Genomic DNA, 20328 nt, shown 5'->3' on the forward strand with positions numbered 1-20328 from the left:
CGGAGACACGGAGATTTATATGATTTTCTCAGTGACTTCGTGTCTCAGTGTTTTTCTTTTGAGTTATTTCACAAACCTCCACGCCGCAGGCAGGGCAAGCGAGGCGAGGATCAATTTGATCACATCGCCAACCAAAAAGGGGAGCAGTCCAAACTCAATGGCTTGAGCAAAACTTTTCAAAAAGATTCCCAGCCACGCGACGCCGAAAAGATAAATGATGACTGTGCCAACAATGAACGGAATGATGGACGTGCGCACGCTTCTTTCCAAGCCTCGTTCTGCCAGCAGACCCACGATATACGCGGCAATAACGAAGCCAGCGAGGTAGCCCGCCGTCGCGCCGGTGAGGATGCCAAGACCGCGCGCACCGCCTGCGAAGAATGGCAGACCTATCCCGCCTTCGATGAAGTACAGGATCAACGCCGCCGCGCCGCGCTTCGATCCCAACGCCGCGCCGATGAGCAGAACGCCGAACGTCTGCCCGGTGATCGGGACGGGCGTGAATGGAAGCAGAATCTCAATTTGCGCCAGCGCGGCGATCAGCAGACTGCCTGCGACGATCAGAAACATATCGCGCAGGCGAGAAGAGATGTTTGGAAAGTAGCGAGTGGAAAGTGTGGGGGCGAGGGTGGTCATGGAGTATCTCCTGAATATTTAGCCACAGATTTCACGGATTTTCACGAATTCGTTTTTAAATCTGTGCGAATCGGTGAAATCCGTGGCAAAGGTTTTATTTTTACATCACATCGGGCGCTTGGATGTCGAGCAGTCTCAGCGCGTTCGCGATTGTTTGTTTCGCCGCGGCGACGAGCCCCAGCCGGGCATTCCTCATATTTTCATCTTCCGTTTGCAACACTGGCACCGCATGATAGAACGAATGGAACGCATTTGCCAGATCGTACGCGTACTGCGCCATCACCAGCGGACGATATTCATTTGCGGCTTGTTGCACCTTGGCGGGGAATTGCGAAATCTGCTCGATCAACTCGATCTCATGCTTTGTCAATTCATAGTCGAAGGTCAAAGGTCCAAGGTCGCCTGACTTTTGACCTTCGACTTGCGACTTCCTGAGAATGCTGTTCGCCCTCACATGCGCGTTCTGAATGTATGGACCCGTCCGCCCGTCGAACGAGAGCGCCTCGTTGATGTCGAACACGATGTCTTTGTTGTTGTCCACTGCCAGCATCGAATAGACCAACGCGCCGAGACCGATCTGTTCGGCAATCTTCACGCGTTCGCCCTCGGGGATATTTCCGCTTCGTTCCGATTCCACTGCCAGCACGCGCTTGATGGCTTCATCGTATACTTCTTTGAACAGCACCACCCGTCCGCGCCGCGAAGACATGGCGCCTTCGGGCAGACTCACAAACCCGTAGCCGAGGTGATAGCACTTGTCCGCTTGCGGGAAGCCCCACAACTTGAGAATCGCAAACGCTTGTTGTAAGTGAAGCGATTGTCTCACGTCCACCACATAGATCGAGCGGTCAACGTGATACGTCTCGAACTTGACCTTCGCCAGCGCGAGGTCTTTTGTCAAATACAACGTTGTGCCGTCGCGCCGAAGGATTACGTTCGTGCGATACTTTTCTTTCGTCAGCCCGAGTTTCTCGTCAATCTTCACGATCACCGCGCCGCCTTCCGGACGTTCATCATCCGCGATGCCTTTTTGGATCAACTCTTCGACGATTGCCTTCGACGGCTCATCCACTTCCGATTCATAGAACCAAACGTCCATCTTTACATCGAGGATTCGCAGAACGTCGCGCAATTCTTCCAGCGCCCATTCGCGCGTCACGCGCCACAGTTCGCGCACAGATGGATCGCCCGCATCGTATGCGCGATACATCTCGCGGCGTTCGGCTTCGTATGCCTCGCGTTGCGCGGTCTTTTCAGGCGTTTCATTTTCTTTCTTTTCCAACAGCGCATTCGCTTCCACGTACAGCTTCAACATCCATTGACCGCGTTCATGCACGCCCTGCGGTTCCTGTCCCTTGTAAAACTTTTCGTACATCCACATCACGGTGATCACGCCGAGTCCCAAGTCGCCGGGATATGAAGCGCGAATCGTTTCAAAGCCAGCGAACTCTGTCAGCCTTGCGAGCGTTTCACCTAAAACCGTATTGCGCGCATGACCGATATGAAAAGAATGGAGTGTGTTCGGCTGGGCATACTCCACCATGACTCGCTCGCCCTTTGGCGCGCCCCGCCCAAAGTCCGCGCGAGAAGCGAGAACTTCATCCACCACACGATGAGCGTATTCGGATGTTTTGTAATAGACGTTGAGATAGCCCTTCACCGCATCCACGCGACTGACTCCCTCCACGCTTCCGATCGACGTTTTGACCTGTTCCGCCATCTCCTGCGCTCTCGCCGGGACGGGTTTTCTTTGTTCGTCCCGCAGTTGAACTGCGGGACGAACGGAAGAACGCGCTTCATCTGCCGCCGTCTGAAAAAATGACGTGGCGATTCCCCATTCGCCCGCGAACGGAATCGCCGTCCACTTCAACGGCGCAAGCGCGATCCCATGCGCGTCGCAATACGCTTTGATTTTTTCTTCGATGAGTCCTTGTTCTTTTTCAAACATAGTGGAGAGATCCTGTAGATGGTTTGGGATTATATCAACTCCCTCCCCCAAATTCGACAGCAGTTCGTCGAGTTTATGAGAGGCAGGGAGGGGGTAACAAAAGCGGGAGCCTGACGACTCCCGCTGACGGTGTTTACTGGATAGACAAGACCTCGATTACTTCGAAGCCTTTTCCGTTGTTCCGCCCAATGCGTTGAGACGTTTCATCAAACGGCTCTTGAGACGCGCGGCTTTGTTCGCGTGGATAACGCCCTTGCCCGCGGATTTGTCCAACTCGCGGATGGCTTGCAGGACAGTTTCTTTGGTTTCGGGTGCGTTCTTTGCGAATGAGGCGCGAGCCTGATTCACGGCTGTGCGAGCCGAGCCGCGGACGTTACGGTTACGCAAACGGCGCTTCTCGTTCTGGCGATTCCGTTTGATCTGAGATTGAATGTTAGCCAAGGTCTTCCTCTTTCGTTTCTTGATTGATTAATTTGCGCCGTAAAATCTGGCACAGGAGCGGTATTTTACATGATGCTTGCAGAAATGTCCAGAAATTTTACAGTTTGAGATAGCAGAGATCGATTTGCGGAAACCTCTTAGCCACAGGGCGCGCAGAGTTCTCTGAGATATTTCTCAAAATCTCGGTGATCTCTGTGGCTTTGGGCGTCGGAAAGGATATATCCCTATGGCTTGGCGGTGACTAGCACGAAGTACCCGCCGAGCAGGCTATCTGGAGAAGACACGTATGCAACACCTAGTTCGGTGACATTTGTGCTTAGGAGTTGCGCGCGCTGTTCAGGATCGTTGATCCACCAATTGAACGCGGCAAGCGGGGTGCCTCCGTTGGCGGGGGCGAGGGCAAATAGATGTTCGAAAACGAACGTGGCGGTATATCCCTGCGCTTTGACGCGCATCTCCGGCGTGGAGCCGTTCAAACCGCTGTGGCTGAAATACTCATTGCAGATCATATCCACAGCGTGGGCTTTCGCGGCGGCAGCCAATTTCTGATTCACACTCAGGGCAGGTAGCCCGTTGGCGGTGCGTTCGGTGTTGACGAGGTTTCCCACTTCACTCACGAACGAAGCGCTTTCGGTAAACGAGCACTGTCCCTGCACGATTGGCGTGCCGGTGACCGAAACGCCAGCGGGTCGTGTTACGGTCGCTGTCGGCTGACCGGGAACAGTTGGGGTAATGGGGGTGCTTGTTGAAGGTAATGTCGGTGTGGCAGTGATCAGGTTGATCGGAACCACAAGCAACTGTCCCGCGAAAAGGGAGTTGGCGTTTTCGATCTTGTTTGTTTCGATGATCTCTTCTTCTGTGCTATTAAACTTTGCGGCAATGCCGGCAAGCGTATCTCCTAATTCGACCACGTAACTGATCTCGGTCCCGGGCTTGAGATCCGCTGGAATCGGAGTAGTGGTAGGCAGAGGCATACCGGGATAAGGCAATCGCAACACAAGTCCGGGATATACGATGTGAGTCGTGGGGTCTACGCCCAAGCCGGTTTCAGGGTTGAACGGGTTCAAATAGAGGATCAACTTGATGCCGGTTTCGCCCAGCCCAAATTTATCCACGATGACAGCCAGCGAGTCGCCTTCTACGACCGTGTACGGAAAAGGTTCAGAAGGCGTAGGCGTGAATGTGATTGTTGCAGTTTCGGTGACGGTGGCGGTGATCGTCGGGGTGGATGTATTGGTCGGGGTGAAGGTCAACGTAGGGGTTGGAGTATCCGTTGCGAACAACCCGCTGAGCGGGGCGTTCGATCCGCTTGTCAGCCAAATGATGAGCACGATCAATCCCAGCGCCACCAATCCGATGGATCCGTATCGTATCAATAGATCGCGTTGTTGGCGCTTCTTGCGAAAGGAGTTGAGCACGTCCGAAGTGTTGCCAGAGGAAGGTCGGTTGAGCATAGGGGTTCCTTTATAACGCCGCGCAAGTGAGAAGTCCCACCTGATGCGGTGCAATAATTCTACCTGAAAAAAGGAAAACACGTGCGCAGGGAAATAGAGGGTGGATAATGTGTCTACTTCCCCATGTGTTCCCGCAAATATTTGCCGGTATACGACCCTTTGGTTTTCATGACTTGATCCGGCGCGCCCTCGGCGATGAGTTCGCCGCCGCGGTCGCCGCCCTCGGGTCCCAAGTCGATCAACCAGTCTGCCACTTTGATGATATCGAGATTGTGTTCGATGATGAGCACCGAATTGCCAGAGTCGACCAGCCTCTGCAACACCTCGATCAATTTGTGCACATCTGCGGCGTGCAAACCAACGGAGGGTTCGTCCAGCACGTAGAGCGTGCGCCCCGTTGCGCGACGCGATAATTCTTTCGATAACTTCACACGTTGCGCCTCGCCGCCCGAAAGCGTTGTGGCGGGTTGCCCAACGCGCACGTACCCCAAGCCAACCTCTTGAAGCAGTTTCAATTTGCTCAACATCGGCGGATAGTTCTTGAATTCCTCGAGCGCGTGATCCACCGTCATGTCCAACACATCCGAGATCGAATACTGCTCGCGGAACAAGACTTGCAATGTTTCGCGGTTGAAGCGCTTGCCATGACACACATCGCATGGCACATATACATCGGGCAAAAATTGCATTTCGATACGCAGTTCGCCCTGTCCCTGACAGGCTTCGCATCGTCCGCCGTGCACGTTGAATGAAAAACGACCGGGTTTATATCCGCGCACTTTGCTTTCGGGCAACTCGGCAAACAACTTGCGGATCTCGTCGAACAAGCCGGTATACGTGCCGGGGTTCGAGCGTGGCGTGCGCCCGATCGGCGATTGGTCGATGTTGATGATCTTGTCGAGGTGTTCCACGCCTTCGATTTTGTCGTGCTCGCCCGCTTGAGTGCGCGCTCCCATCAATTTCGACGCCAGCGCGTTGTAGAGGATCTCTGTCATCAACGTGGATTTGCCCGACCCGCTTACGCCGGTGATACAAACCAACTTCCCGAGCGGAATCGCAACGTCGATCTTTTTCAAGTTGTTCGCGGACGCGTTAATGATCTTCAGGATTTTACCGTTCCCCTCGCGTCTCTTTTTCGGGACCTCGATCTGCTTCCGCCCTGAGAGATATTGCCCCGTCAGCGACTTGGGGTGCGCCAGGATCTGCTTCGGCGTTCCCTTGGCAATGACTTCCCCGCCATGCTCTCCCGCGGCAGGACCGAGATCGATGATCCAATCTGCCTCGCGGATCGTTTCGTCATCGTGTTCCACAACCAGCACAGTGTTGCCTAAATCGCGCAAGCCTTTGAGCGTTTCAAGTAACCGTGAATTGTCGCGCGGATGCAACCCGATCGAAGGCTCGTCCAACACATATAAAACGCCAACGAGTCTCGACCCGACTTGCGTTGCCAGCCTGATCCGTTGCGCCTCGCCGCCGGAAAGAGTGACCGCGGAACGGTTCAGGGTCAGGTAATCCAGCCCCACGTTGACAAGAAAGTTCAAGCGCTCATGGATCTCCTTGAGAACGCGTTCGGCGATCGCTTTTTGTTTTGAGGTGAGTGACGAGTTCTTGCCCATTAATTTTTTCACCCATTCCAACGTTTGCGACACCGCCCAGGAGGTGGCTTCGATGATGTTCACGTTGTCCACCGTCACTGCCAGCGCGCCGGTGTTGAGCCGCTTTCCCTTGCAGGTCGGGCATGGGCGGTCCGACATGAACTCGGAGATCTTCTCGCGGATGTATTCAGAGTTGGTCTCTCTGTAGCGGCGTTCCAGATTTGTGATTACGCCTTCAAATGCGCGCGAGAATTTGAACTCATTCCCGTTGGCGCTTTGATACGTCATGGAGATTTGTTTTTCGCCGGTGCCGTACAGAACGATTTTGAGTTGTTCCTTTGATAATTCTTTTACCGGCGTATCCAAATCAATTTTATATGCCTTCGCCGCGTTGATCAGGCTTTGCCAATAGAAACCGCCTTCCACCTTCGGTCCGCTCCATTCCATGCTGGCGATGGCTCCGTCGTTGAGCGACAGGTCGCGGTCTGGGATGATGCGGTCTGGGGCGATTTCCAATTTGGAGCCAAGCCCCTGGCAATCTGGGCACGCGCCTTGAGGCGTGTTGAACGAAAATGTGCGCGGTTCCACTTCCTGGATCACCGTGCCATGCTCTGGGCAAGCCAGATGCTCTGAGAATTGAATATCCTCTTTTTTGTCCACGAGATTGACCGTGAGATAGCCCTCGCCGAATTTCAGCGCGGTTTCCACCGAGTCGGTCAGGCGGGTGAGCGCGGCTTTTTTATCTTCCTTTGATTCCCCTCGTGAAATGACGAGGCGGTCAACAACCGCTTCGATCGTGTGTTGTTTGTAGCGGTCCAGTTCGATCTCATCGTCCAAGGAATGCACCGTTCCATCCACGCGGGCGCGCGTAAAACCCGCCTTGCGAATCTCCTCAAACACGGCTTGATACGTTCCTTTGCGGGCGCGTACCAGCGGCGAGAGGATTAAAATGCGCATCCCATCGTCGAGTTGTTGGATGCGGTCTACAATTTCCTGCGCCGATTGTTTGACGACAACCCGCCCGCAAAATGGACAATGCGGTATGCCGGCGCGCGCGAACAACAAACGCATGTAATCGTAAATTTCAGTGACGGTCCCAACGGTCGAACGCGGGTTGTGGCTGGTGGATTTCTGGTCGATCGAAACAGCGGGGGAGAGTCCCTCGATGTAGTCCACATCGGGCTTATCCATCTGCCCGATAAACTGCCGCGCGTACGCCGAAAGCGATTCAACATAGCGGCGTTGCCCCTCGGCGAAGATCGTATCGAATGCCAGGGACGATTTCCCCGACCCCGACAACCCGGTGATCACGACGAATTTATCGCGCGGGATTTCAACAGTGATATTTTTTAGGTTGTGAACGCGCGCCCCAACCACGCGGATGGTATTGGACGACATACTCCTCCTCAAAGGATTTTGATTTTAGCACAAGTGTTCCATTGACTCAAACCAATTCGGACACCGGCGCAACATTTCATTATACCAACCGGCATCGATCGGGCTTTCAATGGTTTTGAAATGTTGCATGTTATACTCCCTGCAACTTCTAAAACCCGGTGGTGTTACTTAATTTAACTCCGCCGGTAGGAATTTTTCTTGGCGGAGCTTGACTTCAACGAAGATGATACCCTGACCCGCGCCTCAACCGGCGACCGTGACGCATTTGGTCGCCTGTATGAGCAATACGTGGATCGCATCTTCAATTATGTATATTACCGGACCGGTAATCTCCACGACGCGGAGGATCTGACAGCCCGTGTGTTTCAGCGGGCAATGAATCACATCAAAAATTACACGGATCGCGGCGTCCCTTTTTCGGCATGGTTATATCGGATCGCCCATAATCTGGTTGCGAACTGGCATCGTGACCGCAGCCGGCGGCAGGAAATTCCACTGGATGAACTGCCCATCCTGCCCACAAAAGGCGACCACCCGGAACGTAACCTCGTCCGCTCGCAGGAGCAAGGCGCGCTTCTTCGTCTCATCCGACGCCTGCCGCCCGAGCGTCAGACCCTCCTCATCCTCAAGTTTGTTGAGAACATGTCGAATGCGGAGATCGGTGAGATCATGGGACGAAGCGAAGGCGCGGTCAAAAGTTTATATCATCGCACCCTGCTGTCGCTCCGCGATCAGTTGGGAGACCAAAATATCAATTTGGAAGGAGAGTAAACCATGTTGCGGATCGTGACCGACGGCGCGGGTGATATCATCCCCTCCTGGGGAAAAGAGTATGGCATCGAAGTAATCCCGGTAAATATTTTGTTCGGTGAAAAATCCTATCTTCAAGGGGTGGAGTTGGATAACGAAGGTTTTTATAAATTAGTTGAGGAGAGCCGAAGAATTCCAAAAACCTCCCAACCTTCCCCGCATCAATTTGTTGAGTTCTATCGGCGCATCGCGCAAAAAGGCGATACGATCCTTTCGATCCACATCACGGCAAAACTTTCAGGCACATACGCTTCCTGTATCGCCGCCGCCGAAGAAGTGAAGGACGAGTTCAAGGTGATCCCCATCGACTCGGCGCTTGGATCGCTGGGCATCGGCATCCTCTGCCGCGAAGCGCGGAAGATGGAACGCGCAGGCAAAAGTATCGAAGAGATCGTGAAATACGTTGAGGATGTGAAGAAACGCTCGCGTGTCATCCTCACCCTCGACACGCTGGAATACGCCAAAATGTCGGGACGCGTGAAGACATTGCAGGCGGCGTTGGCGTCTGTATTGAACGTCAAACCAATTGCGGTGTTGCGCGATGGCGACCTGAAAATGGAAGAACGCGTGCGCACCCGCAAAGCCGCTCTCGATCGTGTGGTTGAAATGGCGAAAAACGAATATGGCAATCAATCGGTCATTCTCGCCGTTGTGCACGCGCGCGACCCCAAATCGGGCGAAGGGTTGCTGGAAGAAGCGAAGAAGCATTTCAACTACACCGAAGCGCTGATGGGTGAGTTGGGTATTTCAATTGCCGCCAACCTCGGGCCGGGCACCGTCGGTTTGATTATCATTCCCGCCGCCTAAATAAGGCTTGCGATGAGACAGGCACGCACACTATGACGATGAATTTGCAGGATGATTTTATCGACCTTGAAGAGCACCTCGCCGGGACTTTGAAACCGGTCTCTCCACCGCGAGACCTGATTCAGCGCCTGCGTGAGCGCCTTCGCTTCCCCGCGCGCGAAGCGATCGTGTTGCGTTTTCAGGACTGGCGCAAACTGTTTCTCGTCTTTGGAGGGGTGATGTCTGGCTTGTTGGTGCTGATCACGGTTGCCCGCGCGTTTTTTCACCTCGCGCGCAAACACATACGAGGCGGGGCCCCCCGAGGGTGGGGGGGGGGGGCGTGGCGGGGGGCACGGGGGGGGCGCGTGGGCGGGCGGCGGCGCGGGGGGGGGGCCCGTGGTGGTGGGCTCTTGTTGATGATAAGGGGCGTTATTTCAATAGTTCTTCACAGAATACTTTCGCCTCAGCGACCAGGTCTACTTTCACGGGAAGTTTGAATTCCTCATTCACGCGCAGGGTCAAGTGACTGGCGATCAGTTTGAGTTCGGGAGAAAGAAGCGGGTCGTCTTTGATCAAGTTTAATAAATCTATGGCGCTGGGGCTGGACGATGGAGCGCCTTTGCGCTTCAAGTGTTCGCGCACGGCAATTCCCGCCGCCCGTCGCGCGCAGACCCGCGCCTGTCCCTCGTTACCACGCTGGCGGGCTTGCTGAGCCCTGGTAATTTCTTTATCGATCTCAACGCTGAAGTTCACGATAGGGATTATACCTTTCCTGGTATCGCAACATGAACACGGCAACCCAAACTTAAGATGCCTTGCCGCTTCGTGTTGCCGCGCGAGATCGGCGGCTAATCTACGAACCGGTACTTCAACAACGTCCACACCGCTTCGAATGCGTCCCTCAACTTGATCTTCTTCCCCTGCGAGTAGTCGCGCGGATTGAATGAGATCGGCACTTCGTAGATCCGATAATTCCGCTTAAGCACTTTCGCGGTGAACTCCGGTTCAAAATCGAACCGTTTTGCGCGGAGGTTCATAGCCTCGATCACCTTGCGGCGGAAGACTTTATAGCCGGTCTCCATATCGGTCAGGATGGTGTTGTACAAGATATTGGTCATCAGGGTGAGTAACTTGTTGGCGACAAGATGCCAGAACATCGTTACCCGGTGCGGACCGCCGAGGAACCGCGAACCATAGACCACATCGGCTACGCCCTCGCGGATGGGTTGAAGCAAAACAGGATAGTCGCGCGGGTCATATTCCAGGTCGGCATCCTGAATCAATAACACATCACCCTTCGCCGCATTCAACCCGGTGACAACCGCCGCGCCCTTGCCTTTGTTGCGCTCATGCAAGATAACGCGGATTTTCCCCTTGCCGTCCAGTTTTTTCAGGATTGCCCTGGTTCCATCCTGCGAGCCGTCATCCACAACCACGATCTCCTTCGCCAGTTTGGTCGCTTGCACCCGCCGCAAGATCTCGCGGATATTGTGTTCTTCATTGTAAACTGGGATAACAACAGAGAGATTCATACAGGGCATTATAACTTCGCGTGGGCGCCGGGTTGCGCCTTCAATGCAGATGCAATATTGATGTCCATGGCGCCCATCATTCGGCAGTATAATTCAGCCGCGCTCCAGAAAAACTTTGACCACATCACAATGTGGGAGGCAGTATGACGAATCCGCTAGGAAAAACCAACATGGGCACCGGGCTGTTTTCTCCGCCCCCGATCAACTCGGTGGAAGATACGGGTCTCTCCGCGCTTTGGTTGCAGGACCTGACCCTCAAGATTCTCTATTCGCAAGGTTTTTTGAGCGGGTTCAAAATCGCCGAATCCATTGCGTTACCGTTTGCAGGGGTCACCGACAGTATTTTAGAATCGCTGAAACGCGAGAAATTGATCGAAGTCAAATCGTCGCAGGGAGGCTTGGGCGAAGGTTCGTACACCTACGGCATCACCCAGGCGGGAGTGGCGCGCGCGCGCGAAGCATTGGAGCGCAGTCAATATTCGGGTCCCGCGCCGGTGCCTTTCGAAGTATATAACGAAGCGATCCGCCGGCAACGCGCCGGACGGCTCACGGTGACCACGCGGACGATGCGCCAGATCCTTTCACAACTCATCATCTCTGAAAAAACCTTTCAAAAATTAGGGCCCGCGCTCAACTCCGGTTCGTCGATTTTCCTATATGGACCTCCCGGGAATGGGAAGACGAGTGTGGCGCGCGCGTTTGGCAATCTTGCATTGAGCCAGGTCTTGTATGTGCCATACGCGCTCTACCTCGATGGGCAGGTGATCAAAGTTTACGACCAAGTCAGCCACCGCCTCGTGCCGGAAGGGGAGGGTGGCTCCTCCTCGGGAACGGGAAGCACGGGCAATTTACGCACCAGCCAGCGACGGGATCCGCGTTGGGTGAAGATTCGCAGACCCTTTGTGGTGGTTGGCGGCGAGTTGACGCTCGAAGGCTTGGACTTGGTGTACGACGATGTGCACAAATATTATGAAGCGCCGTTTCAGGTGAAAGCCAACGGCGGCATCCTCTTGATCGACGACTTTGGGCGGCAACAGGTGCGCCCGCGCGACCTGCTCAACCGCTGGATCGTGCCGCTCGAAAACCGCGTCGATTTCCTCACGCTTCACAACGGACGCAAGGTTGAGGTGCCCTTCGACGTGACGATCGTCTTCTCGACGAATCTGCCTCCCAAAGACCTCGTGGACGAAGCCTTCCTGCGCCGCCTGCGGCACAAGATTGAGATCGGCGACCCGAGTTACGAAGAGTATCGCGAAATCTTCAAGCGCGTCGCCTCGGATAAGCGCGTGGAATATAACGACCAGGGACTCGCGTACCTGTTGCAGGAATGGTACATCAAACGGAATCGCAAACTACGCGCCTCGCATCCGCGCGACCTATGCGACCAGATCCTCGACATTTCAAGTTACCTGGGCGCGCCGCCAGCCATGTCGCGGGATATGCTCGACCGCGCGGCAAGCGCTTACTTTGTGGATATTTAACCCAAACTGTTCGTCAACTTTTACGGATTACGCTTCGTAGTATCATTTGCGTAATCCGTATATTTTTTATGATGATCGAATCGCTTCCCCAACCTGTCATTTTTGCCCATCGCGGCGCGTCGGCGTACGCGCCGGAAAACACCCTTGCGGCATTGGAGCTTGCCGTCGCGCAAGGGGCAGACGCCATTGAATTGGATGTAAAGCTGTCCTCCGATGGGCATGCCGTTGTCATCCACGACGATACGGTAGACCGCACAACGGATGGCGTTGGGCGGGTAAAAGAGTTAACGCTGGCTGAACTTCGCTCACTAGACGCGGGCGCGTCATTCTCTGAGAAATATCGCGGAGAGAAAATTCCGTTGTTGGAGGAAGTCTTCGAAGCGGTTGGCAGGCGTTCGTTCATCAACGTGGAATTGACCAATTACGACAATAAAAAAGATCATCTTGTTGAAACCGTGTGCATGCTCGTCAAGAAATTCAACCTTCAGCAACGGATCCTTTTTTCTTCTTTTCATGCGAAGAACCTGGCGAAAGCGCGCGGCTTGATGCCGGGCGCGCCTCGCGGCTTGCTGGCGGTCAACGATTATCGAGGGATTTGGCAACGTTCGTTTATGTTCGCGTTTGGGGATTATCACGCGTTACATCCATATTTGGAGAATACCTCGCCCCAGCAGGTGCAACGCGTCCATCGCATGAAGCGCAGAGTCCACGTGTGGACGGTGAATGCGGAAGAGGAGATGCGTCGCTTGTTCCGCTGGGGCGTGGATGGAATTTTCACGGACGATCCGTTACTGGCGCTCAAAGTTCGAGGGGAGCTGTGAGAGACGTGAAGAAAACGCGTCAGGGTGTGAACCAACTTCACTTGGGGAGAAGAGGCGGGCGTTCGTCATGAAGTTGAGGAAACTCATTCATTGCCTCCTGGCGGCGTTTGTCGCCTCATCCATGCTCTGGCGTGTGCCGGCAGTGGGCGCCCAGTCGCAGGCGCAGGCTATCTTGAATTCGATGACGCCGCAGGAGCGCGTGGGGCAATTGTTTCTTGTCACTTTTCGAGGGACAAGTATCGCGCCCGATTCGAAAATCTACGACCTGATCGTCAATCGTCATATCGGGGGCGTTGTGCTGTTGGCGGAGAACGATAATTTTGTCGATGCGCCGGAGACGGTCCCCGGCGCCTATCAATTGGCGAGCGATCTGCAAAACCTCGAATGGGAGGCGACCAACTCGCTCTCGCCCGCCGATGCGTCAAATGAGTACGTTCCGTTGTTCGTTGGGATTTCGCAGGATGGCGATGGCGCGCGACGCGACCAGATCTTGAGCGGGCTAACGCCCACACCTTCGTTGATGGCTGTCGGCGCGACATGGAATGCGACTCAGGCGGAGCAGGTAGGGGCTGTGCTAGGATCCGAGTTATCTGCCATCGGTTTCAATTTGATTTTTGGACCGTCTCTTGATGTGGTGGAAACGCCCAACCCCTCGGCGTTGAGCGACCTCGGCGCAAGCGTGTTTGGCGGCGATCCGTTTTGGGTGGGGAAGATGGGCGGCGCGTTCATTAAAGGTCTCCATGATGGTAGTGAGAACCGCATGGTAGTGATCGCAAAGCACTTCCCAGGGCGCGGCGATTCGGATCGACAACTTGGGGAAGAGGTAGCAACGGTTCGGAAGTCGCTGGAGGCGTTGAAACAGGTTGAGTTGTTTCCATTTTTTGCCGTGGCAAATGCGGCTGATCCGGCTCTCCACGCTGATGGATTTTTGGTTTCTCACATACGATATCAGGGATTTCAAGGAAACATCCGGGCGACAACGCGTCCCGTCAGTTTGGATTCGTCTGCCCTGCCTGCCATCCTTGCCTTGCCGGAGTTTCAAGGTTGGAGGCAGGCTGGAGGTTTGGTGGTCAGCGATGCCCTGGGGAGCAACGCGGTGCGCGCTTTTTATTCGCAAGGCGGCGAGAATTTTTCACTGCGCTCGGTGGCGCGAGATGCCTTTCAGGCGGGCAATGACTTGATGTATCTTGGGAACATCAAGTCGGACTTGGGGACGGATGTCACGCATGAAACGACGGTGGAAATTCTCGATTTCTTCACGCAGGAATATGTCAACGACCCCGCTTTTGCCCAGCGCGTGGATGCGGCTGTGGCGCGCATCCTCGCGAAAAAATTGGGGTTGTACGGCGGCAATTTTTCGGTTTCGAATGTGATTCCCTCCATCCTGGGTCTTGGCTTTACCGGTGAATTGCAACCGGTGAAATTCGAGGTGGCGAGCAATGCCGCCACGCTGATCAGCCCCGACCCGCAGGAATTAGGCGCGCTCTTGCCGGCTCCGCCGAACCCAAGCGACCGCATTGTGTTTCTCACAGACGCCTCCACCTATCAACAGTGCAGCGCGTGCGCTCCGAAAGACGCGCTGGCGGTGGATGCTCTTCAAAAAGCGGTGGATCGGTTATACGGTCAGGGTGGGAGCGCGCAGGTATTCAACAGCCGCATGAATTCGTTTTCATTCCGCGAGATGGAGTTGCTCCTCAATGGCGAAAGCGAAACCAATATCGAAAGCGCGTTGGAGCGGGCAACCTGGGTGGTCGTTTCGCTGGCAGATGTGAGCAACAACCAATTGGCGCTGTTGCGGCGCTTTTTTTCCGAACGCCCAAACCTGATCCGCAACAAGAACATCATCTTGTTTTCGTTCACTGCGCCATATTATCTCGACGCCACCGATATTTCCAAGTTGACGGCGTATTACTCGCTATATAGCAAACAACCCGCCTTCGTCGATGTCGCCGCCCGTTTGTTGTTTCAACAGATCGCGCCGGGGGCGTCGCCGGTCTCCATCCCTGCCGTAGGATACGATTTGATCGCCGCGTTGTCGCCGAATCCTTCGCAAGTGATTCCTCTCGCGTTGGATATTTCGGCGCCGGAGTTGACTGCCACGCCTGATGTTCTCGCGCTACCGGCGACTCCCTTGCCCCTTTTCAAGATCGGCGATTCGATCGCGGTTCGCGCCGGACCCATTCTGGATTCCAATGGGCGGCTGACGCCCGACGGGACGATCGCCCGCTTCACCATGTCTACGCGTGATTCGGGAGGCGGAGTTTTACAGCAGGTGGACGCTCCCACTGTGGATGGGATTGCGCGCGCCTTGTTCGTGATCGACAAGCCGGGCTTTGTGGAAATCCGCGTGATGAGCGAGCCGGCGCTGGTGTCTGAGGCGCTTCAATTCGACGCGTCGGATGCGGGGGTAGCGGTGACGGTTATCGCTCCCACTACAGTTGCGACGCCGACTGCGACTCTTCCCTCGCCTACGCCGGCGGCGGAAAACGACCTTGTTACGCCGGAGGGGTATCCTCGCCTCGGCGGGTGGATGTTGGGCTTGCTGGCGCTGGTGGGCGGCGCCGCGCTGGTATTCTGGGCGGCGAATAATTTGATTGCCACTCGTTGGGCGTTACGCTTCACGTTGTGCGCGGTGATCGGCGGCTTGTTATCGTATAACTATCTCGCGCTCGGTTTCCCTGGCGCGGCGGATTGGATCGCCTCCAGCGGCGGCACGTTTGGCGTGTTGATTTTGATCTTTGGCGGAGAAGTTGCGGGGGTATTGACGGCTTGGGTTTGGATGCGTTGGTTCAACGGGCAAGGGTCGCGAGCAAGCTAACGAGCAAAAGCACCCCCGCGCTCCATGCGAGCGTCGTTTCCGTTGGGTTGCCAAGATAATCTGACACGGTTTCAGGACGCGGACGGCGCAAGGGCAGGAGGGGATTGCTCGGCGATTCGCTGAACCCAAGCAGGGCTTTGCGGAACTCGTCAACCGACGGCGGTCGTTCGTCGGGGTGAAGAGACATTGCCCATTGGATGGCTTTCTCGGTTTTCTGCGACACGTGGGGATTGATCTCCCGAATGGGAACCAGGCTTTCAGGGGAGAGGAAGCGTTTGCGCGCGTCGGCAGGCGATTCGTTTGTCAACAAGTGATACAGCGTGGCGCCGAACGCGTAAATATCCGAGCGGATGTCCGTATGCACATCGCTTCCGCCGTATTGTTCGAGCGGAGTGTACAAGGCCGTGCCCTGTCCTTGAATGATGGTGATGGTCACTTCTTCGGGGGCGAGAATTTTCACCAAGCCGAAATCCACAAGTTTGATCAAGCCGTAGGGCATGAGTTTGAGGTTGCTGGGTTTGATGTCGCGGTGGACGATGGGCGGTTCTTGCCCGTGCAGGTAGGTGAGCGCGCTGGCGATCTGCTCCGCCCAGGCAAGCACTTCTTTTTCGGGCAGGAAGTGATGTTTGCGACGCGCTTCGATCATCATGTGGCGCAAGTCGTTGCCTGGCACATAGTCCATCACCAGATAATCACGGGGCCCGTTCGAGAAGAAGTCCGATACTTTCGGCAGGTTGGGATGATCGAGACGCGCCAATATGGTTGCCTCGCGCAAAAATTGTTCGCGGGCTTCTTCGCGTATTTTTTCCGGGAGCGCGCGGTCGTATTCAACCTCTTTCAACGCGCACTCGCGCCCTTTTAGGCGTGTATCGTCGGCGAGATAGATCGAGCCCATGCCGCCTTGTCCGATGCGTTCTCGGATTTTGTAGCGACTGCGCAAGACCTCCCCGCTCTTCAGGGGTGGGAGCAAACTTTCTCCTTAAAGTTATTCGTGTGTCGACCCCGTACTGCAACTACGGAGCGAACAGGTACTGTGGAAGAGACGTCTCTCGCAGAGTCAATTCGGCGTTGGTTCTGCACAGAAACGCTTGTTTATGCTATATTCCAGACGACGCTAGTCCGTCGATTCGAACCAGGTTGGCGCGTATTATAAACTCGATTTATCTACCTGACATCCAAAGTCGATAAAAGTTTCATGAAAAAAACAGAAGATTATCCGTTATTGATCGCCGAGGATGGGCCGCTCAAAGGCAAACGCTGGCAGTTAAGTCAGACCGTTGTGCTGGGGCGCGAATCTACGTGCGATGTGGTTGTTGCCGACCGGCAGATTTCGCGCTTCCACGCGCGCATGACGCCGACCAACGAAGGGGTGATGCTCGAGGATCTGGGGAGTAAGAACGGAACGTATCACAACGGCATCATGCTTTCGGCTCCTGTGATGTTGCAGGATGGCGACCGTCTGGCGGTGGGAATTGCCCAGCAATTCACCTACCTCACCTCCGACGCCACCATGCCCCTGCTGGATGGCGGCAAGCCGGGCAGATTGATGATCGATCAAAAATCGCGCCGCGTGTGGGTGCGCCAGCAGGAACTCGAGCCTCCGCTTTCCGCTCAACAATTCCGCTTGCTGTGGTTGTTGTACGATACGCAGGGACAAGTGATCAGCCGTCCCGATCTGGTGACGGCGGTGTGGAGCGACGATCAATCTGCGGGCGTGTCTGATCAGGCGTTGGATGCCTTGGTGCGCCGCCTGCGCGAACGCCTCGCCGCGCTCGACCCGGGTCACCAATACATAGACACGGTGCGCGGTCACGGAATCCGATTGGATAATCCGTCAACATGACCTATTCGATTCATACCAATCAAAAAAACCTGTGGTGAATTTTAGTCACAGGATTTTTTAATTAGGCTTCCTTGTCATTCGTTATAAAATAGAGTACATTAACTATCAGAATCATGTCATTCTGAGGAGCGGAGCGACGAAGAATCTATGTTGCTCCAAGAAGATTTCTGGCGAGAGGAGAGATGCTTCGCTCCGCTCAGCATGACATAAAATTAGGAGACATTGAATGACAGACTCAAATTTTTATCTTGGACGCGAGTACGACCCGAAAACGCAAAAAGTAACCGCGAAGAATATCAATTACGATCCCGCCGATCTCACCACGCATGCGGTCGTGACCGGCATGACCGGCTCCGGCAAGACCGGTTTATGCGTTGCCCTGCTCGAAGAAGCCGCGTTGCAGGGCATCCCCGCTATTATCATCGACCCGAAGGGCGATCTCACCAATTTAATTTTGCACTTCCCCGAACTTGCTCCGCAAGATTTTCAACCGTGGATCGATGCAGATTTGGCGCGTCGTTCCGGCAAGACTCTCGAACAGGTCGCAACGGACGCGTCCACTTCGTGGCGCAATGGCTTGAAAGAGTGGGGGATGACTCCGGAGCGCGTGCTCGCCTTGAAAAATTCTGTGCAATTTTCCGTTTTTACACCGGGCTCCGATTCGGGAATCCCTGTCAGCGTGTTGTCATCGCTTGCCGCGCCTGAAATCTCATGGCAGGATAACCGCGAAACCCTGCGCGAGCGAATCGCAAGCACAGTGACAGCCCTGCTCGGACTCGTTGGCATCAATGACATTGATCCCATTCGTTCGCGCGAACACATTTTGCTTTCCAACATCTTCGAGAACGCGTGGAGTCAAGGCAAAGACGTTGAACTCACCGAATTAATTTTGCAAACGCAAACCCCGCCGTTCGATAAACTCGGCGCGTTCCCAGTGGACACTTTCTTCCCCGCCAAAGACCGCATGGACTTGGCGATGATCTTGAACAACATCCTCGCCGCGCCCGCATTCGAGGCTTGGCGCGAAGGTCAATCGCTGGATGTCAACGCGTTGCTCTATACCAAAGAGGGCAAGCCGCGTCACAGCATTTTTTATCTCGCGCATCTCTCCGACGCCGAGCGCATGTTCTTCGTCACACTGCTTTTCTCTGCCGTCGAAACATGGATGCGCACCCAAAGCGGCGCAACCTCCCTCCGCGCGCTCCTCTACATGGATGAAATTTTCGGCTATCTGCCTCCGCTCGGCAACCCGCCTTCCAAACAGCCGTTGCTTCGCATGTTAAAACAAGCGCGCGCGTTCGGGCTTGGCTTATTGCTTGCCACGCAAAACCCGGTGGATGTGGACTACAAAGGCTTGTCCAACGCCGGCACGTGGTTCATCGGCAAACTGCAAACCGATCAAGATAAAAACAGACTGCTCGACGGGCTTGAAAGCGCGGCGGGCGGCGTCTCGCGCGGTATCTTCGATAAATTAATTTCATCGCTCGGCAAGCGCGTGTTCGTCTTGCATAACGTCCACTCCAAAGCGCCGGAGTTATTGCAAACACGCTGGGTGATGAACTTTCTCGCCGGTCCCATCACGCGGACTCAAATTCCCGCATTGAATCAACTCGCCAATGCGGATGCTTCGCTTCCGACTCAGGGTCAGCCTGCCTCGCCCTCCTCAACTGTTTCTACGCCTCAACCATCTTTCATGGCGTCTGCCCCGCAAAGACAATCTCCAGTCTCCAATCTCCAGTCTCCAACCTCCAATTCCCAATTCTCCTCCACCAAGCCCTCCATCCCTCCAACGATCCGAGAGTATTTCCTCCCGCAAAACCTCAGCCTGCCCGAAGCGTTCAAAGCCGCGAATCAACCCGCGCCCTCCGAAGCGATGATCGAAAGCATCGTGTACAAGCCGGCGTTGCTGGCGTCCGCCCAGATCCGCATCCTCGACCGCAAACTCGGCGTGAACAGCGAGATCGCGCGCACGGCGGTTGTCGCCTCGCCCGAAAAGCGCGGCACTGTCCGCTGGGAGGATTACGCGGCTACCGGCAAACCGATGGATAACGTGGACACATCTCCCGCGCCCTCCACAAAATTCGGCACAGTGGATGCGCCGCTGAACGACGCCAAATTGATGACCGCCTTGCAAAAAGATTTCACCGATTGGGTCTTCCGCAATTCATCCGTCACTGCCCGCGCGAACCAAGCGTTGAAAGTATTCGCCGGTCCCGATGTGACTCAAGCCGAATTCATGACCGCCTGCTCCGACGCGGCGCGCGCGTTGCGCGACGCCGAACTCGAGAAGAAAACCTCCGCGATCGATAAAAAGATAAAAACTCTCGAAGACAAAATTTACCGGGAAGAACGCGAACTCCGCCAGGATCAAGAAGATGCGAGAAACCGCAACATCGAAGCCGGGCTAAACGGAGTGGAAGCTGTGGCAGGCTTGTTCGGGTTGGGACGTAAAAAGAGTCTTTCCACGCCGGTCTCAAAGTTCCGAATGGCGAAGAACGCAAAGGAAGATGTGCGCGAGTCGGAGGAAGCCATTCAACAATTTAAAAACGATATCGACGATCTTCAAAGACAGCGTGAACAGATCGAAGCGGAGATCACTGAACGCTGGGGAAGAGCCGCCAGCGAATCGACTGAAGTGACCGTCAACCCCAAAAAGACCGATGTGTATGTGAATCTATTCGGCGTAGGCTGGATGCCCTACTATCTCGTGAACTCCGGCGGCGGCTTGCTCGAACTCCCCGCATTTGGGGCTGAGTAACAGCCGC

At 55.0% G+C, this 20328-nt stretch carries 16 protein-coding genes; 7 read left to right on the top strand and 9 right to left on the bottom strand.

All coding sequences use genetic code 11. From position 1 onward, the window contains the following. Positions 1 to 63: 63 nt before the first annotated feature. From IPM31_10630 to uvrA, 5 genes are all read right to left on the bottom strand, one after another. Positions 64 to 636 carry a biotin transporter BioY gene (locus tag IPM31_10630; protein MBK9007436.1) on the bottom strand — a complete coding sequence of 191 codons (573 nt, stop codon included), beginning with the start codon at positions 634 to 636 and terminating at the stop codon, positions 64 to 66. A gap of 100 nt (positions 637 to 736) precedes the next feature. Further along, positions 737 to 2584, bottom strand: coding sequence for an arginine--tRNA ligase (gene argS / locus IPM31_10635; GenBank protein ID MBK9007437.1), 1848 nt, complete (start codon positions 2582 to 2584; stop codon positions 737 to 739). Positions 2585 to 2740: 156 nt separating this feature from the next. After that, positions 2741 to 3025, bottom strand: coding sequence for a 30S ribosomal protein S20 (gene rpsT / locus IPM31_10640; protein ID MBK9007438.1), 285 nt, complete (start codon positions 3023 to 3025; stop codon positions 2741 to 2743). 224 nt (positions 3026 to 3249) lie between these two features. Then, positions 3250 to 4479 carry a LysM peptidoglycan-binding domain-containing protein gene (locus tag IPM31_10645; protein ID MBK9007439.1) on the bottom strand — a complete coding sequence of 410 codons (1230 nt, stop codon included), beginning with the start codon at positions 4477 to 4479 and terminating at the stop codon, positions 3250 to 3252. 113 nt (positions 4480 to 4592) lie between these two features. Next, positions 4593 to 7472 (bottom strand): excinuclease ABC subunit UvrA, encoded by a 2880-nt coding sequence (gene uvrA, locus IPM31_10650; protein ID MBK9007440.1) that lies wholly within the window; start codon positions 7470 to 7472, stop codon positions 4593 to 4595. A gap of 198 nt (positions 7473 to 7670) precedes the next feature. Here uvrA and IPM31_10655 point away from each other — a divergent pair, with 198 nt between their 5' ends. Continuing rightward, a complete protein-coding gene (locus tag IPM31_10655; protein ID MBK9007441.1) occupies positions 7671 to 8243 on the top strand; it encodes a sigma-70 family RNA polymerase sigma factor in 573 nt (190 codons plus the stop codon). A 3-nt stretch (positions 8244 to 8246) separates the two neighbouring features. Beyond that, a complete protein-coding gene (locus tag IPM31_10660; protein ID MBK9007442.1) occupies positions 8247 to 9089 on the top strand; it encodes a DegV family protein in 843 nt (280 codons plus the stop codon). On the opposite strand, the gene IPM31_10665 is transcribed toward IPM31_10660, so the two are convergent. The 3 genes from IPM31_10665 to IPM31_10675 all read right to left on the bottom strand — a co-directional run bounded on the left by IPM31_10665 (position 9086) and on the right by IPM31_10675 (position 10600). Next, positions 9086 to 9355 (bottom strand): hypothetical protein, encoded by a 270-nt coding sequence (locus IPM31_10665; GenBank protein ID MBK9007443.1) that lies wholly within the window; start codon positions 9353 to 9355, stop codon positions 9086 to 9088. The genes IPM31_10660 and IPM31_10665 overlap by 4 nt on opposite strands. Before the next feature lie 142 nt (positions 9356 to 9497). Then, positions 9498 to 9821, bottom strand: a complete 324-nt coding sequence (locus tag IPM31_10670) for a hypothetical protein (GenBank protein ID MBK9007444.1) — start codon at positions 9819 to 9821, stop codon at positions 9498 to 9500. 95 nt (positions 9822 to 9916) lie between these two features. Then, on the bottom strand, positions 9917 to 10600 hold the full coding sequence (locus tag IPM31_10675; protein MBK9007445.1) for a glycosyltransferase family 2 protein: 684 nt from the start codon (positions 10598 to 10600) through the stop codon (positions 9917 to 9919). Positions 10601 to 10743: 143 nt separating this feature from the next. Here IPM31_10675 and IPM31_10680 point away from each other — a divergent pair, with 143 nt between their 5' ends. The 3 genes from IPM31_10680 to IPM31_10690 all read left to right on the top strand — a co-directional run bounded on the left by IPM31_10680 (position 10744) and on the right by IPM31_10690 (position 15720). Continuing rightward, on the top strand, positions 10744 to 12081 hold the full coding sequence (locus IPM31_10680; GenBank protein MBK9007446.1) for an AAA family ATPase: 1338 nt from the start codon (positions 10744 to 10746) through the stop codon (positions 12079 to 12081). 71 nt (positions 12082 to 12152) lie between these two features. Further along, positions 12153 to 12902, top strand: coding sequence for a glycerophosphodiester phosphodiesterase (locus IPM31_10685; GenBank protein ID MBK9007447.1), 750 nt, complete (start codon positions 12153 to 12155; stop codon positions 12900 to 12902). A 67-nt stretch (positions 12903 to 12969) separates the two neighbouring features. Continuing rightward, positions 12970 to 15720, top strand: coding sequence for a hypothetical protein (locus IPM31_10690; GenBank protein MBK9007448.1), 2751 nt, complete (start codon positions 12970 to 12972; stop codon positions 15718 to 15720). On the opposite strand, the gene IPM31_10695 is transcribed toward IPM31_10690, so the two are convergent. Continuing rightward, positions 15692 to 16690, bottom strand: coding sequence for a serine/threonine protein kinase (locus tag IPM31_10695; protein MBK9007449.1), 999 nt, complete (start codon positions 16688 to 16690; stop codon positions 15692 to 15694). The two genes, IPM31_10690 and IPM31_10695, sit on opposite strands and share 29 nt — an antisense overlap. A gap of 225 nt (positions 16691 to 16915) precedes the next feature. Here IPM31_10695 and IPM31_10700 point away from each other — a divergent pair, with 225 nt between their 5' ends. Together IPM31_10700 and IPM31_10705 are read left to right on the top strand one after the other, a co-directional pair. Further along, on the top strand, positions 16916 to 17563 hold the full coding sequence (locus IPM31_10700) for an FHA domain-containing protein (protein ID MBK9007450.1): 648 nt from the start codon (positions 16916 to 16918) through the stop codon (positions 17561 to 17563). A gap of 226 nt (positions 17564 to 17789) precedes the next feature. Beyond that, a complete protein-coding gene (locus IPM31_10705) occupies positions 17790 to 20321 on the top strand; it encodes a DUF853 family protein (protein ID MBK9007451.1) in 2532 nt (843 codons plus the stop codon). The last annotated feature ends 7 nt before the right edge of the window (positions 20322 to 20328 follow it).

It is taken from the genome of Candidatus Defluviilinea gracilis (assembly GCA_016716235.1).
Taxonomy (GTDB): Bacteria; Chloroflexota; Anaerolineae; order Anaerolineales; family Villigracilaceae; genus Defluviilinea; species Defluviilinea gracilis.

Coding starts and splice junctions, on each gene's coding strand:
- IPM31_10630 (MBK9007436.1), bottom strand. CDS start 636: ATGACCACCCTCGCCCCCACACTTTCCACTCGCTACTTTCCAAACATC.
- argS (MBK9007437.1), bottom strand. CDS start 2,584: ATGTTTGAAAAAGAACAAGGACTCATCGAAGAAAAAATCAAAGCGTAT.
- IPM31_10645 (MBK9007439.1), bottom strand. CDS start 4,479: ATGCTCAACCGACCTTCCTCTGGCAACACTTCGGACGTGCTCAACTCC.
- uvrA (MBK9007440.1), bottom strand. CDS start 7,472: ATGTCGTCCAATACCATCCGCGTGGTTGGGGCGCGCGTTCACAACCTA.
- IPM31_10660 (MBK9007442.1), top strand. CDS start 8,247: ATGTTGCGGATCGTGACCGACGGCGCGGGTGATATCATCCCCTCCTGG.
- IPM31_10675 (MBK9007445.1), bottom strand. CDS start 10,600: ATGAATCTCTCTGTTGTTATCCCAGTTTACAATGAAGAACACAATATC.
- IPM31_10680 (MBK9007446.1), top strand. CDS start 10,744: ATGACGAATCCGCTAGGAAAAACCAACATGGGCACCGGGCTGTTTTCT.
- IPM31_10685 (MBK9007447.1), top strand. CDS start 12,153: ATGATCGAATCGCTTCCCCAACCTGTCATTTTTGCCCATCGCGGCGCG.
- IPM31_10690 (MBK9007448.1), top strand. CDS start 12,970: ATGAAGTTGAGGAAACTCATTCATTGCCTCCTGGCGGCGTTTGTCGCC.
- IPM31_10700 (MBK9007450.1), top strand. CDS start 16,916: ATGAAAAAAACAGAAGATTATCCGTTATTGATCGCCGAGGATGGGCCG.
- IPM31_10705 (MBK9007451.1), top strand. CDS start 17,790: ATGACAGACTCAAATTTTTATCTTGGACGCGAGTACGACCCGAAAACG.